General features: G+C 39.8%; 13 protein-coding genes. 6 read left to right on the plus strand and 7 right to left on the minus strand.

The genetic code is table 11. The features are described 5' to 3' along the window. Nucleotides 1–61: 61 nt before the first annotated feature. The 3 genes from gap to pfkA form a co-directional block, all read right to left on the minus strand. Nucleotides 62–1,060: a type I glyceraldehyde-3-phosphate dehydrogenase gene (gap, locus tag ABDV71_RS12410; RefSeq protein ID WP_343533004.1), complete on the minus strand. Its 999-nt coding sequence runs from the start codon at nucleotides 1,058–1,060 to the stop codon at nucleotides 62–64. A 71-nt stretch (nucleotides 1,061–1,131) separates the two neighbouring features. Continuing rightward, nucleotides 1,132–1,974 carry a hypothetical protein gene (locus ABDV71_RS12415; RefSeq protein ID WP_343533007.1) on the minus strand — a complete coding sequence of 281 codons (843 nt, stop codon included), beginning with the start codon at nucleotides 1,972–1,974 and terminating at the stop codon, nucleotides 1,132–1,134. A gap of 5 nt (nucleotides 1,975–1,979) precedes the next feature. After that, nucleotides 1,980–2,969, minus strand: a complete 990-nt coding sequence (gene pfkA / locus ABDV71_RS12420) for a 6-phosphofructokinase (RefSeq protein ID WP_343533009.1) — start codon at nucleotides 2,967–2,969, stop codon at nucleotides 1,980–1,982. Nucleotides 2,970–3,091: 122 nt separating this feature from the next. Between pfkA and ABDV71_RS12425 the strand changes: the two genes are divergently transcribed. Beyond that, the gene (locus tag ABDV71_RS12425) at nucleotides 3,092–3,781 is read left to right on the plus strand and encodes an NUDIX domain-containing protein (RefSeq protein WP_343533011.1); all 690 of its coding nucleotides are present in this window, start codon (nucleotides 3,092–3,094) and stop codon (nucleotides 3,779–3,781) included. A gap of 481 nt (nucleotides 3,782–4,262) precedes the next feature. On the opposite strand, the gene ABDV71_RS12430 is transcribed toward ABDV71_RS12425, so the two are convergent. After that, nucleotides 4,263–5,114, minus strand: coding sequence for a BadF/BadG/BcrA/BcrD ATPase family protein (locus tag ABDV71_RS12430; RefSeq protein ID WP_343533013.1), 852 nt, complete (start codon nucleotides 5,112–5,114; stop codon nucleotides 4,263–4,265). Between the two features lie 317 nt (nucleotides 5,115–5,431). Between ABDV71_RS12430 and ABDV71_RS12435 the strand changes: the two genes are divergently transcribed. After that, nucleotides 5,432–6,460 (plus strand): GntG family PLP-dependent aldolase, encoded by a 1,029-nt coding sequence (locus ABDV71_RS12435; RefSeq protein ID WP_343533015.1) that lies wholly within the window; start codon nucleotides 5,432–5,434, stop codon nucleotides 6,458–6,460. Between the two features lies 1 nt (nucleotide 6,461). On the opposite strand, the gene ABDV71_RS12440 is transcribed toward ABDV71_RS12435, so the two are convergent. Beyond that, nucleotides 6,462–6,893: a DUF2721 domain-containing protein gene (locus tag ABDV71_RS12440; protein ID WP_343533017.1), complete on the minus strand. Its 432-nt coding sequence runs from the start codon at nucleotides 6,891–6,893 to the stop codon at nucleotides 6,462–6,464. A 351-nt stretch (nucleotides 6,894–7,244) separates the two neighbouring features. Here ABDV71_RS12440 and accC point away from each other — a divergent pair, with 351 nt between their 5' ends. The 3 genes from accC to ABDV71_RS12455 all read left to right on the plus strand — a co-directional run bounded on the left by accC (nucleotide 7,245) and on the right by ABDV71_RS12455 (nucleotide 10,187). Continuing rightward, the gene (accC, locus tag ABDV71_RS12445; protein ID WP_343533019.1) at nucleotides 7,245–8,732 is read left to right on the plus strand and encodes an acetyl-CoA carboxylase biotin carboxylase subunit; all 1,488 of its coding nucleotides are present in this window, start codon (nucleotides 7,245–7,247) and stop codon (nucleotides 8,730–8,732) included. 75 nt (nucleotides 8,733–8,807) lie between these two features. Further along, a complete protein-coding gene (locus ABDV71_RS12450) occupies nucleotides 8,808–9,395 on the plus strand; it encodes a riboflavin synthase (protein ID WP_343533021.1) in 588 nt (195 codons plus the stop codon). Nucleotides 9,396–9,725: 330 nt separating this feature from the next. Beyond that, nucleotides 9,726–10,187: a DUF4268 domain-containing protein gene (locus tag ABDV71_RS12455; protein WP_343533023.1), complete on the plus strand. Its 462-nt coding sequence runs from the start codon at nucleotides 9,726–9,728 to the stop codon at nucleotides 10,185–10,187. A gap of 89 nt (nucleotides 10,188–10,276) precedes the next feature. On the opposite strand, the gene ABDV71_RS12460 is transcribed toward ABDV71_RS12455, so the two are convergent. Beyond that, nucleotides 10,277–11,413: a hypothetical protein gene (locus ABDV71_RS12460; RefSeq protein ID WP_343533025.1), complete on the minus strand. Its 1,137-nt coding sequence runs from the start codon at nucleotides 11,411–11,413 to the stop codon at nucleotides 10,277–10,279. Between the two features lie 126 nt (nucleotides 11,414–11,539). On the opposite strand from ABDV71_RS12460, the gene ABDV71_RS12465 reads away from it, so the two are divergent. Then, entirely contained in the window at nucleotides 11,540–11,839 is a 300-nt protein-coding gene (locus ABDV71_RS12465) for a hypothetical protein (protein ID WP_343533027.1), read from the plus strand. A gap of 117 nt (nucleotides 11,840–11,956) precedes the next feature. Here the strand turns inward: ABDV71_RS12465 and ABDV71_RS12470 are convergent, their stop codons facing one another. Beyond that, nucleotides 11,957–13,720 (minus strand): histidine kinase N-terminal 7TM domain-containing protein, encoded by a 1,764-nt coding sequence (locus ABDV71_RS12470; RefSeq protein ID WP_343533029.1) that lies wholly within the window; start codon nucleotides 13,718–13,720, stop codon nucleotides 11,957–11,959. Nucleotides 13,721–13,778 lie beyond the last annotated feature (58 nt).

The raw sequence follows: 13,778 nt of genomic DNA on the forward strand, positions 1-13,778 counted from the left end.
ATAAAACAAAAAAGCAGTACCCTAAGATACTGCCTTTGCTATTTTGGTTGGGATATTACGATTAAATGAACTTACCTACTTCTTGAGCTAAGTCGATGATTTTGTTGGAGTAACCCCACTCGTTATCGTACCAAGAAACAACTTTTACGAAGTTGTCGCTCAAAGAGATACCAGCTTTAGCATCAAAGATAGAAGTACGAGCATCACCTAGGAAATCTGAAGAAACAACTTCATCCTCAGTATAACCTAAAATACCTTTCAATTCGCCTTCAGAAGCTTCTTTCATGGCAGCTTTGATTTCTTCGTAAGAAGCACCTTTTTCTAAACGAACGGTTAAATCTACTACAGAAACATCGGCAACTGGTACACGGAACGACATACCGGTTAATTTACCTTTTAATGAAGGCAATACTAAACCTACCGCTTTAGCAGCACCAGTAGAAGAAGGGATGATGTTAGAGAAACCACCACGGCCACCTCTCCAGTCTTTAGCCGAAGGACCATCAACTGTTTTTTGAGTAGCAGTTACCGCGTGAACAGTAGTCATTAAACCTTCTAAAATGCCATATTTATCGTGTAATACTTTAGCAATTGGCGCTAAACAGTTGGTGGTACATGATGCGTTAGAAACGATGTTTTGATCAGCTTTAAGCTCTTTGTGGTTTACACCCATTACAAAAGTAGGAGTGTCGTCCTTAGCAGGAGCAGACATGATTACTTTTTTGGCACCTGCATCAATGTGTTTTTGTGCAGTTTCCTGAGTTAAGAACAAACCCGTAGATTCGATCACTACCTCAGCACCTACTTCATTCCATTTCAAGTTAGCTGGATCTTTCTCAGCAGTAACACGGATTGTTTTTCCGTTCACTACTAAATTACCATCTTTTACTTCTACTGTTCCATCAAATTTACCGTGGGTAGAATCATATTTTAACATGTAAGCCATGTAATCTGGCTCCACTAAATCGTTAATACCAACTACTTCGATATCGTTACGTTTTACCGCGGCTCTAAAGGCTAGACGGCCAATACGGCCAAATCCGTTAATTCCTATTTTCATTGCTCTATTTATTTTATTTTTAATGGTGATGAAGCTGTTTTGATTGACACCAAAACGGTTTCATTGTAATGTTAATTCGTGTAATAGTTTAATATGTTATGTATGGGTTCCCTGGTAACAGACACGATTTTAATGCCGTGCTGATCGGCTACTTCCCTAAGCTGGTCTTGGAAATGTCCGGCTACCGAACCCACAAAATGTATGTCTTCGTTAGGATGTTTTTCAAGGGTAGGTAGGATATAGGTACTGATATATTTTTCAAAGCCCTGTGCTATCAATTGCTGTATAAACTTATGGTTTCTGTTCTCGAGGTAGAAATCAAGAAAAGAGGCTAAATAGGTTTGTACCTGAGGTTTTCTATAAACGCGCTCCAAAATGTTTGGACGGTCTAAATGGTATTGCGCCTCTATCTTCGTTTTTAAATCGGCCGGAAGCTTATCTTCCAAGAAGTTTTTCAGCAATATTTTGCCAAAGTAATTGGCAGAGCCTTCATCGGCCAAAATATAGCCAAGGCCGTAATTGTTCTTCTCTGGCTTTTTGCCATTGTAATAGGCACAATTGGCACCACTGCCCAAAATACCTACAATACCCGTTTGATCATGGCAGGCCGCAATGGCAGCACCATATAAGTCATCCTTTACTTTTATTTTGCTGTTCACAAAAAACTGTTCCAGGGTATCGGCCAATTCTTTTTGTTTTTCTTTGGCTGAGGCACCAGCAGCAAAAACATAGATTTTCTTAATGCTTTCGGCGTTGTGGATCAAGGTAATGTTCTTGCTCAGGATCTGAAGCGTTTGCTTAGCATCATTAAAGCAAGGATTAATGCCTGCGGTATGAGTTTCAATCATAGATTTACCCTCTTGCGAAATTTTCCAGCAAGCGTTTTTGGAACCGCTATATACTACTGCTATCATTTATGCTATATGGATAAAACATGTGTCATTTCAAGCAGGTCGTCTTCCAGCTTGTAGTTACTTAATCCGCTTAGGGCTTCGCTCAATGGCGTTAGTCCAATTTCATTGCCTTTCAGTCCCACCATTTTCATGGTTTCGCCGGCAATAAGGGCATTGGTTGCTGCAAAGCCCAAACGGCTTCCCAAAATTCGATCGAAACCACTAGGGCTACCGCCACGTTGCAAGTGTCCCAAAATGGTCACCTTGGTGTCGTAATGGGTAAACTTGCGTTTTACCGCTTTGGCAATATCATAGGCACCTCCGTATTTATTTCCTTCGGAAACAATTACGATACTAGATGACTTTTTGGTTGAAGCACCTACTTTCAGCTTGGTGATCAATTCTTTTAAAGAAGTTTCTCTTTCTGGCAACAACACGGCTTCGGCTCCGCTGGCAATGGCACTACGTAGGGCAATGCAGCCCGAATCGCGGCCCATTACTTCCACAAAGAAAAGTCTGTCGTGTGAATCTGCCGTATCTCTGATTTTGTCAATGGCTTCGATTACGGTGTTAATGGCTGTGTCGTAACCTAAAGTAAAGTCAGAGCCATAAAGGTCATTATCTATGGTTCCAGGTACGCCAATGACATTAATGCCAAATTTTTCGCCAAATCTTTTAGCGCCTGTAAAGGTTCCATCACCGCCAATTACCACTAATCCGTCAATCTCTTTTTCCTTTAAATTTTTGAAGGCTGTTTCCATTCCCGCATCTTCCTTAAACTCCAAACATCTGGCCGTTTTTAAGATGGTTCCGCCCATGTGTAAAATGTTGCTTACAGAACGGGCATTCATGGGAATGATGTTGTTATTAATTAAACCTTGGTAGCCTTGTATGGCACCGAACATGTTTTTGCCATGATAAATTCCGGTACGCACAACAGCTCTAATGCAGGCATTCATGCCTGGAGCATCGCCTCCTGAGGTCAGTACTGCTATGTTCTTGATATTTGGTTTCATTCTGATTATACGAATATAACGTGTATTTTTTACACTAAGTAATTTTTTTTCAAAAATTTTATGAATTAACGAAATAAGTGTCTTTATTTTGTTTCAAATTTGGAACATTTTAAATCATTGCTTTGACAGAAATAACCCCCGGTTTTGACTTTGCAGTATCTATAGATTGTGTGCTTTTCGGTTTCGATGGCAGCGAGCTCAAGATATTGCTGATCGAGAGAAATGAAGAGCCTTTCAAGGATTGGTGGGCATTGCCTGGCAACTTGGTAAATAAGGACGAGAGCGTGGACCAATCGGCCCAACGTATTTTAAAGGAGCTCACTGGATTGAGCGACATCTACATGGAACAATATTATGCTTTTGGCGAGGTTAACCGACATCCGCAGGGTAGGGTAATCTCGGTGGCTTATTATGCCATGTTGCGTTTAGGTGGCGAAAAACCTCTGAAGCCTTTAAGTAGTTATGCTAAAAAAGCGCAGTGGATCAATGTGGCCGACTTGCCTAAGTTGGCTTTCGACCATCAGCATATTTTAAATAAAGGTCTGGAAAAAATAAAGCGCAGGATCAAACATTTGCCTTTAGCTTTTGAGCTATTGCCAGAAAAATTTACCCTTACTCAGGTACAAAGTGTTTATGAGCTGATTTTGGGTAAAAAATTGGATAAACGTAATTTCAGAAAGAAGATATTGAGCTTTAAGGTACTGAAGGAGCTAGAGGAAAAACAAAGAGGCGTTTCGTTCCGTGCGGCCACCCTTTATAAATTCGATAAACGCAAATACAATAAGCTTTTCGGAAAAGAGATTTCTTTTTAGGGACTAGGGAGCTAGTGGCTAGTGATTAGTAACTAGTAGTTAGGAGCTAGTAATTGGAAATGGATGGGTGATTGTGCTTTGTGTGCCTGTTGTTATCTCGACTTCGTCTATCTAGGCCCTTCAAGATATAAATATGATATCAAACCTCGCAGGTTTTTAAAACCTGTGAGGTTTTTTTTATTGGCTATGAGCCTTTAAGGCGGTTAGGTAAGTAGGCGTTGCTTTTTGTGGACTAAACCCGATTGAAATGGAAATCCTTTTTGTTTGTCACGCTGAGCCCGTCGAAGCGTTTTTGCGATTGTTATCCTTCCATAAGTTAAGATGACAGGAAATTAAAGGCATTGGCTGCCACAAAAAAGATTGGAATGGAAAGCGGGACTTGCGGAGGCGATTAGCAGTAAAGTATTTTTTCAAATTAAAACCAGCCCAACAAAAAAGCCCCGATATGATCGAGGCTTTGCTATGTTAAATCCGTAATGGATTATCTTTTGCTTAGGTGATATTCTACCAAGTCATCTATCGGCGAACGGATGATTTTTCCTACACCCATCTCATATTTGTCGGCAACAACGCTCAAACGGTCTCTGAAGCTGTAGCCCACAGAACCTACCACGTTTAACAAATGCTTGTTATAGTTTGGATAGTGAATAACCAATTTCTCGAAGAATGCAGTAAAAGCAGTGTCTATCACATCTTCTGCATATTCGGTATAAACGGTTTTGAAATCGTATAAAAACTTACTGAAACTTGCGCAGAAACGGTTAGGTAGGGGTTTGTTATAAATGTTGTCGAAAATATCTTCGTTGCTTAAACCATAAATGTTAAAGAAACTTTCGCTAAGGCCTTTTGGCATAAAGCCTTTCATGTAATCGGCCAACAGACGTTTACCGATATTGCTACCGCTACCTTCATCACCAAGGAAATAACCCAATGAATCGATGTTTAGGGCAATGCCTTTACCATCGTATAAGCAAGTGTTGGTTCCTGTACCTAAAATGGCAGCAAAGCCAGGTTCATCACCTAAAAGTGCACGGCATGAAGCAAGCAAATCGTGGTCAACGTTTATTTTTGCGTTCACAAAAACCTTTTGCATGGCATCAGCTACAATCTTTTTGTTGGCATCGGTAGAGCAGCCAGCTCCGTAGTAGTAAACTTCGTCCAGTTTTGTAGGATCTAAGCTGTCCGGTAAAGTGGTTCTTAGGGAGTTTTCAATGTAATCTTGCTTTGCAAAATAAGGGTTGTATCCCTCGGTGTTAAAGTGAATTTTCCTACCCGCCTCATTAATTAAACACCAGTTGGTTTTGGTAGATCCACCATCTGCAATAACTATCATTTTTTTGGTTTGTTAAGTTGTAAATTTTGTATAAAAGTTTGGCAATATATCAGCCTTTATTGGAAATAAAAAATTAATATTAAGTTTTTTATTAGTTAACCTAGGGAGGATTCAAACGTTTGATTGCAGATAAATGAAGCGGTTTTTTTGTAAAGTGTATTTTTTACACTAATAAGGGCTTTTTTGAACTGCATACTGCTTGGGGAAAGCTGACGAAAAAAAGTGGAAAAAATGTGCGAAAGGAAAATGTAATTTTTTCATTAAAAAGATTTTTGCCATCTTCATTATGGCATATTTGGAAAAAAATTGATAAAACCATGGAACAGAAAATTGACTTCAGAAGCGACACCGTTACTAAACCTACACCCGGCATGTTAGATGCCATGTTGAGCGCAAAAGTTGGGGATGATGTATATGGCGAAGATGAAACGGTGAACGCACTTGAAACCAAGTTGGCAAATATGTTCCATATGGAGGCCGGCTTGTTTTGCCCATCAGGTACCATGACCAACCAAATTGCCATTAAATGCTTCACCCAGCCTATGGATGAGGTAATTTGCGACCAAACGGCACACGTTTATCGTTATGAAGGTGGGGGTATTGCCTACAATTCTATGGCCTCGGTGCGTTTGCTGAATGGTGAAAGGGGCATTTTAACGCCAGAATTGATTGAACCAGAAATTAACGAGGAGAACATTCACTATCCGAAAAGTAGTTTAGTAGTACTTGAAAATACGGTGAACAAGGGCGGCGGTAAATGCTATCACTTGGACCAAATTGAAGCCATCCATAATTTATGTGCCATTAAGGGATTGAAACTACATTTGGATGGTGCCCGGATTTTTAACGCTTTGGTAGCTACTGGCGATAAGGCAGCAGCATATGGACATTACTTTGATGGGATATCGGTTTGTCTTTCTAAAGGCTTGGGTGCACCGGTAGGCTCGGTATTGTTGGGTTCATCAGACATGATCCAACAAGCTCGTAGAATAAGAAAAGTGTTGGGCGGAGGAATGAGACAGGCCGGTTTTTTGGCCGCTGCGGGAATTTACGCGTTAGACCATCAGGTGGATCGTTTGGCCGAAGACCATCAGCATGCCAAGGCCTTGGCACATGCTTTAGCGCAAACCGATTATGTGGCACAAGTAATGCCCGTAGAAACCAATATTGTGCTTTTTGATGTGGCAAATAAACTAAATGCCGATGAAGTGGTGAGAGCATTGGGCAGAAAGGCGATCCTATGCAATCCAACTTCTGCTAAAACCATTCGTTTGGTTACCCATTTGGATATTTCAGTGGCCATGATTGACCAAGCCATTGAAGTTATTGGCAAGCTAGACGTTTAGGCTACTCGAACTTTTTCTTGATTTTTTTAACGATAGATTCGTCTTCTTCGATAGAACTCAATTCTAATTCGAGTGCTTTGGTGCTGAGTTGTATTTCCAATAGCGAAATCAATAGCGATACCATAAAGAAAATCAAGCTCAAAGCAAAAAAGACTTCGGCGGTAACGTTTTTTTCAAGATAGATAAATAGCATACAGAACAAACAGCAGGCGAAACTCACCACGCCAAAAGCCTGCATGTTTTTGATGAGCTTTAAGCGATAACGTAAATTTTTAATCTGTTTTTGTAGAGCAATATCATTATCGGTTTGTTCGTATTTTGATTTTAAACTCCTTACTAAAGTAGCCAAGGCTAAAAACCTATTGGTATAAGCTAGCATAATAAGGCTAATGGCCGGGAAAAAAAGGGCAGGTACGTTTAAGCTGAGTTGCATTTTTTAAGGGTTCAATAGTTCATTGGTTCACTTGTTCATTAATTAGTCGGGAAGTCCGAAAGCTTGGAGACCGAAAGATTTAGCTGACAAATTACAATAACGACACAATATAATAATTTACAGCATGTTTTCGGCAGCCAGTTGTCTTAACCAATCTCCAAAACAATTAAACACTCTAACCACTAATCCCTAACTACTAATCCCTAACTACTAGTTCCTAATCCCTAATTACTAACAACTAAAAACTAGCCACTAACAACTAGCCACTAGTCCCTAAAACAAATTTGCCATTTAACGATAATTTCTTCATCTTGTACCACTAACCAAATGATATCGACATCTGTTAAGGATATGAAAAAAATATTAGTTGCCAATCGTGGTGAAATTGCCCTTCGCATTATGCGTTCGGCAAAGGAAATGGGCATTAAAACTGTAGCCGTTTTTTCAGAAGCAGACCGTAATTCGTTACATGTTCGTTACGCCGATGAAGCCATTTGCATTGGCCCAGCGGCCTCCAATCAATCCTATTTGGTAGGAAGCAAAATTATCGATGCCTGTAAACAGACCGGTGCCGAAGCCATCCATCCAGGTTATGGTTTCCTTTCAGAAAATCCGGCATTTGCCCAACAAGTAAAAGCGGCGGGATTAACGTTGATTGGTCCAAGTCCCGAAGCCATGGAAATTATGGGTAACAAGCTTTCGGCAAAAGCAGCGGCTTTAAAATATGACATCCCAATGGTTCCAGGTACCGAGGAAGCCATTACCAATGTAGAAGAAGCCAAGGTTAGGGCAGTTGAGGTCGGATTTCCTATTTTGATTAAAGCGGCGGCAGGCGGCGGCGGTAAGGGCATGCGCATTGTAAATACCGTAAACGATTTTGAAGAACAAATGCAATTGGCCGTTAGCGAGGCAACTTCAGCCTTTGGCGACGGAGCAGTGTTCATTGAGCGTTACGTGACCTCGCCCCGACACATCGAAATACAGGTATTGGGCGATACCCACGGAAATATTGTGCACCTTTTCGAACGCGAATGTTCGGTACAACGTCGCCATCAAAAGGTGGTAGAAGAAGCACCCTCATCAGTACTTACTCCCGAAATTAGGGAAAAGATGGGCAGATGTGCAGTTGACGTAGCCCGTTCCGTAAATTACGTAGGTGCAGGCACGGTCGAGTTCATTTTGGATGAAAACCTTGATTTTTTCTTCCTCGAAATGAACACCCGCTTGCAAGTAGAGCATCCAGTTACGGAAATGATTACCGGGTTAGATCTGGTAAAAGAACAGATTAAAATTGCCCGTGGCGAAGCCATCAGTTTTAAACAAGAAGACCTCAAAATAAACGGACACTCCATTGAATTAAGGGTGTATGCCGAAGACCCCTTGAATAATTTCTTGCCAGATATTGGTACACTACAAACCTATCAAACCCCAAAAGGAAACGGCGTAAGGGTTGATGACGGTTTTGAACAAGGCATGGAAATCCCTATTTATTACGACCCAATGATTGCCAAATTGGTTACACATGGAAAAGACCGTGCAGAAGCCATAGAGCGTATGATTAGGGCAATTTTGGAGTATGATATTACAGGGATACAAACAACTTTGAACTTTGGCAAGTTTGTAATGCAACACCCGGCCTTCGTTTCGGGCCAGTTTGATACCCACTTTGTAAGCAAATATTTTACGGCCGATAGCCTTAAAGCCGAAGATGAACACGAAGCATTAATTGCTGCCATCAGTGCCGTACTGCTATTGCAAGAGCAAAAAGCAGCTGCACAGCCCTTGTTGGCTTCGGCTGCCCATAAAAGCAATTGGGTTAAAAACAGAAAAGCATATTAACATAAAAGTCAAAAAAAGCAGTACACTAAACATTATTGCATTTTACTTTTTACTTTTGCCCTTTAAACTAAAAATATGTTTACGGGAATTATAGAGACCTTAGGTACCGTTCAAAATATACAGCACGATGGCGGCAATGTACATTACACCATTCAATCCGCTATCAGCAATGAGCTAAAGATAGACCAAAGCGTTGCACACAATGGTGTTTGTTTAACCGTGGTATCGCTAAACGACCATACGCACACCGTAACCGCTATTGAGGAAACTTTGCAGAAAAGCAATTTGGGAAGTTTAAAAGTGGGTGCTAAAGTGAATTTGGAGCGTTGCATGCAAATGAATGCCCGTTTAGATGGGCATATTGTGCAGGGCCACGTAGATCAAACGGCTACTTGTATTTTGGTAAATGAATTGGATGGAAGCTGGGAATATCGTTTTAAATATGATGCAACCAAAGGTAATGTAACAGTCGAAAAAGGTTCAATCTGTGTCAATGGCATCAGCTTAACCGTGGTTAATTCTGCTGACGACGAATTTTCGGTTTTTATTATCCCCTATACCCATGAGCATACCAATTTGCAGGAAGTAAAACAAGGCGATCCGGTGAATTTGGAGTTCGATATTATAGGTAAATACGTAGCCCGTTTAATGGGGAAATCTTAATTTTTTAGAAAAATAACGGCAGCATTCCATCGCTTAAAAGTAGCCCTGCTATTCGCCTTTACTCCCTCATTTCATTTCGGGGGTGTCGGCTACTATCAGGTTTAAATAATACAGGCTTGTGCGGCTATTAAAATTTGTTTCGGTGGTACTTTAAACTTTGCGCACTTTGCGAATACTTTAAAAACCTTTGCGTTAAATTTTTAATCGCTAAGAAAAGAAGAGTTTCACAAAGAAGGCAAAAGGGATTTTTTATAGGGCCGCTACAAACTTTTAACTTTATACTTTCCACTATAAACTTATACTTTTCACTTTAAACTTCGTAAAATAAAAATGTTCAGCAGGGAAGAAGCCGCCAGATTAAGGCAACAGTTTTGGATTAGTTTTGGCCAGTACATGAAGCCAATTCCAGGTGTAGAAGGGTTGCCCGTGAACTGGGTGAACTATAAAACTGGCGTAAAACATATCTTCTTCCGTATGGATGCTGAAAAAAAGCATGCCAGCATAGCCATTGAAATTGCCCATCCAGATGAAGGTGTGAGGGCCCTGCTTTTTGAGCAGTTTGAAGAATTTAAACGATTGCTGGAAAATACCTTAAACGAGGAGTGGGATTGGCAGCCGCAAGCTTCCAACGCTTTTGGCAAGCAAGTAGCCCGAATAGAACTTTTGCTGCCAAACGTAAGTGTTTATAACCAACAGCAATGGCCGGATATCATTGCTTTTTTAAAACCCCGTATCATTGCGCTCGATGAATTTTGGGTAGACGTAAAGCCTGTTTTCGAAGACTTAAAATAACTCGAGCTCTGATTGCTAAATTGATTTTTGAGCCAACTCGAGCCCAAGTATTGCCTTTTCATATCCAGAATTCATATGAATAATAAGCTTTAACGCTTAAGCTCCGACAATCTACCTTTTACATATTCCACCTGTGGCTCATCATCTTTATCCAATTCCTTGCTTTTTAAATAAAGATTGTAATAGGCCAATGCAGATTTGGTCTGTTTCAATTTCAAATCATATAGCAAGCCCAACCTGTAATAGCTATTTTTATTGACCTGATATTCCAATCCCTTTTTATAAGCATTACCCGCTGCGGTAAATAGTTGTTTTTCCTCATAAATACCACCTAACAAATTATAATAAGCAGCTATATTGGGCGAAATGCCTTCGGTAATGGTTTGCTTAGCATAGCTAGCCGCTTGGTCGTAATTTTTCAGCTCACGGAAACAAAGTGAAGTAAAATATAGGGTGCTTTCCGTTTGCATGCTGGTCTTTTCCAACATTTGGTAAAGGCTAATGGCTTTTTTATAATTCTTTAAGAAAAAATAAGCTTTCGCCACATCTGCAACCACATTTGCATCAGCACCGTTTTTAAGCAGCTTCTCGCCAACATTCACTACCTCATTGTATTTATTCAATTGATTGGCCACTGGCAGTAGGGCTTGTTGCAGTACAAAATTTCCGGTATCGGCCGCAATGGCAATTTTTAGTACATCATAGGCAGGTTGAAGTATTTTCAGTTTCCTGTAACCAGCCGCTAAATCATAAGCTACATCAGCCTCTGTTGCATTAAGCTTATTAGCCTTTTGCAAGTATCTCACCTTTAGGGCCAAACTATCGGTGTAATCTGCCAAACGCTTAAGCGCATTAAAATTGGCACTGTCCAAAGCAATAATTTCCTGTAAATACAACATGGCATTTTTATTATTGCCTCTTCTAGAGTTAATGTTAGCTAAATTGAACAATATCGGTATTTGCTTGGGCTGTATTTCGTTTATCCTTTGGTAATTCTTTTCTGCATCCACTAATTTTCCCGCCATCATATTACAATAGGCAATTTGACCCAGTACTTTCACATCATTGGTTTCTGAAGGGTAAATGCTGTTAAGGTAAGTTGCCGCTTCGGCATAGCGCTGATTTTGGTAAAACTCTAAAAGTTTCTCTTTGTCTAAAACAACTTGTTGCGCATTGCAAAATGTTGCAACCCATAAAAATACAAAGGAAATATAAATGCTTTTCATGAAAACTAAATTATTAGTTATTCGTGGGATATGCAAATCTTTCGCCTATAAAAAACATAAAATCAAACAAAATCGACATGGAAGGGTTGTTAAAGAGAGTTTATCATTTAAATAAAAACAGAATTTATGGAAACTTTAAAGAAATTCGAGTTGATGGAAAAGATAGTGAGGGAGCTGGAAGATTTGCAGCACTCGCAACAGGCCATCATACAAAAAATAGGGAAAATAGAAGTTGATAATATTGAGCTTGGTGATAAAAAACTTGAGCAAGACTTGCCCGATATGCACCAAAGAGTAGCAGATAATTTAGACACTATAGTGGGCATATTAGATTATTTTGCGAACAAAACAGAGAAATTCGGCAATAAAAATAATGTCGACGAATTAAGAGAACAGCAGGCAATTAACCAAGTCACAGGTAAATAGTCTTTTTGATTTCTTATAAAACATAAAGCTATTCTGTTATTCAGAGGGGCGGGATTCCAGACAGTTTAATGCTGTGGAGGTGTTCTTAGCCGTGCTCCAAATAATAGGATAGCTTTTTTAATCGCCCGTAGGAACAAGTAGACAAAACGTTGTCCCTTTCCCCAATTGGCTTGAAACGCTGATTTCGCCATCGTTTCTGGTCATGAAATCTTTGCAGATCATTAAGCCAAGTCCGGTGCCTTTTTCATTTTGTGTTCCCCTAGAAGATACATTTTCGTCTTTAAAGAGTTTTTCCAAGGTCGCGTCAGACATTCCCACACCATTATCCTGGATGCATATTTTTAACATATGATTGCGTTGATAGCTTGCCGTAATAACGATTTGGCAACCTTCATTACAAAATTTAATGGCATTGTTGAGGATATTCCTGATCACAATTTGAAACATCAGCACATCGGCATAGGCAATTTCATTAGGAAAAACATCATGCAAAATGTTCACTTTCTTGAGTGTGGCCGAGGGCAGGTGGTAGTTGATTTCGTTGAGGATAATGTTGCGCACATTGAAGAATTCTTTTTGAATGCCAAAACCCTGTAGCTGACTTCTGGACCAATGAAGCACATTTTCAAGCAAATCGGTTGTGTAAATAATGTCCTTACTTAATTCAGGTGAAATTTTCTCAAATTCTTCCTGACTAACTTGGTTGTAGGAAACCATCTTTAAAATCTCCGACAGATTGACCAGTGGGCCTCTCAAATCGTGTGCAATGATGGAAAAAATGCGGTCTTTAAGTTGGTTCACTTTTTCCAGTTCCAAAGCCTGTTCTTTGGCAATTAATGCATCTTTCTTTGCTGAGGTAAGATCTTGTAGCTTAACAATGGTAAAGGCATCATTAATTTTGCTTTCATTAAGCAATAAAATTTCTGCTTCAAAATAGATGATTTCCTCTCCTACAAAGGCTTGCATTTCCATTTTTCCGCTAAATCCACTTTCTATTTTTTGGATAAAATCCATATGCTTTGGAAACAACTCGCCGATTGATTGTCCAATAATTTTTTGATTTTTTGAGAGGTTGATGTATCGATACAGGGAGGAATTATAGTCTATGGCTCGGTGTTTTTTATCCAACACCAAAAAGCCATCATCCATTAATTCTAGTGCTTTTTCTCTGGCAATGGGCACAATGTCGAAAAGCCTGAACCTATAAATGCCCAATAAAATGAGAAAAGTGGTGAGAATAAATGCGAAAGGGGTAATGTCTATAAACCCTAGGGGCCTTAAACCAATGAGGTAGCTGATATTGCCAATCCAAGGTAATAGGGCAGCAATAAGAATGCTGTAGTTCTGTTTTTTGTAAATAGGGTCCGAACTCCTGAATTTGTTGAAAATCAGATAGCAGCCACAGGCCAGCAATAAGTAAAAGTAAACGGTAAAAATATGGTACCAAGTCCCTGGATATATCTTAATCATGGGGAAAGGTCCGTCAAAGAACATCTTTACGTCTTTGTAATGCAAATGGTGCATCGGATTTGTCCACACCATAAAAAGAGTGGTGATAGGGGCAATGAGCAATAAAGTGAGATTCAGCGGTTTCTTGTACCAACACTCTTTGTTGCAAAAAGCAAGGCAAAACAAAAACCAATTTAACGGTAAGGTCGCAATGCCAAGGTATTCAATGTTGATGAAAAACAGCGCTTGTTCGAGATGGTAGCTCGAGAGTTCAAATCCGTAGGCGATAGACCAAATGGCATTGGACCCCATCATTAGGCCAAACCACCTCACCACACTGGTGCCCCGTTTATAAATGTAAATTGCTAAAATGGCCGTTAAGGTTCCAAAAAATAGTAAAACTAGCCCGTAACCGTTAAACGTAAAATCCATTGAGCAATAATTAATTTATCTTAAAGAAAGTAAAATTATGAATTTAATTTACCGAATA

This window comes from Pedobacter sp., from assembly GCF_039594775.1.
Taxonomy (GTDB): domain Bacteria; phylum Bacteroidota; class Bacteroidia; order Sphingobacteriales; family Sphingobacteriaceae; genus Pedobacter.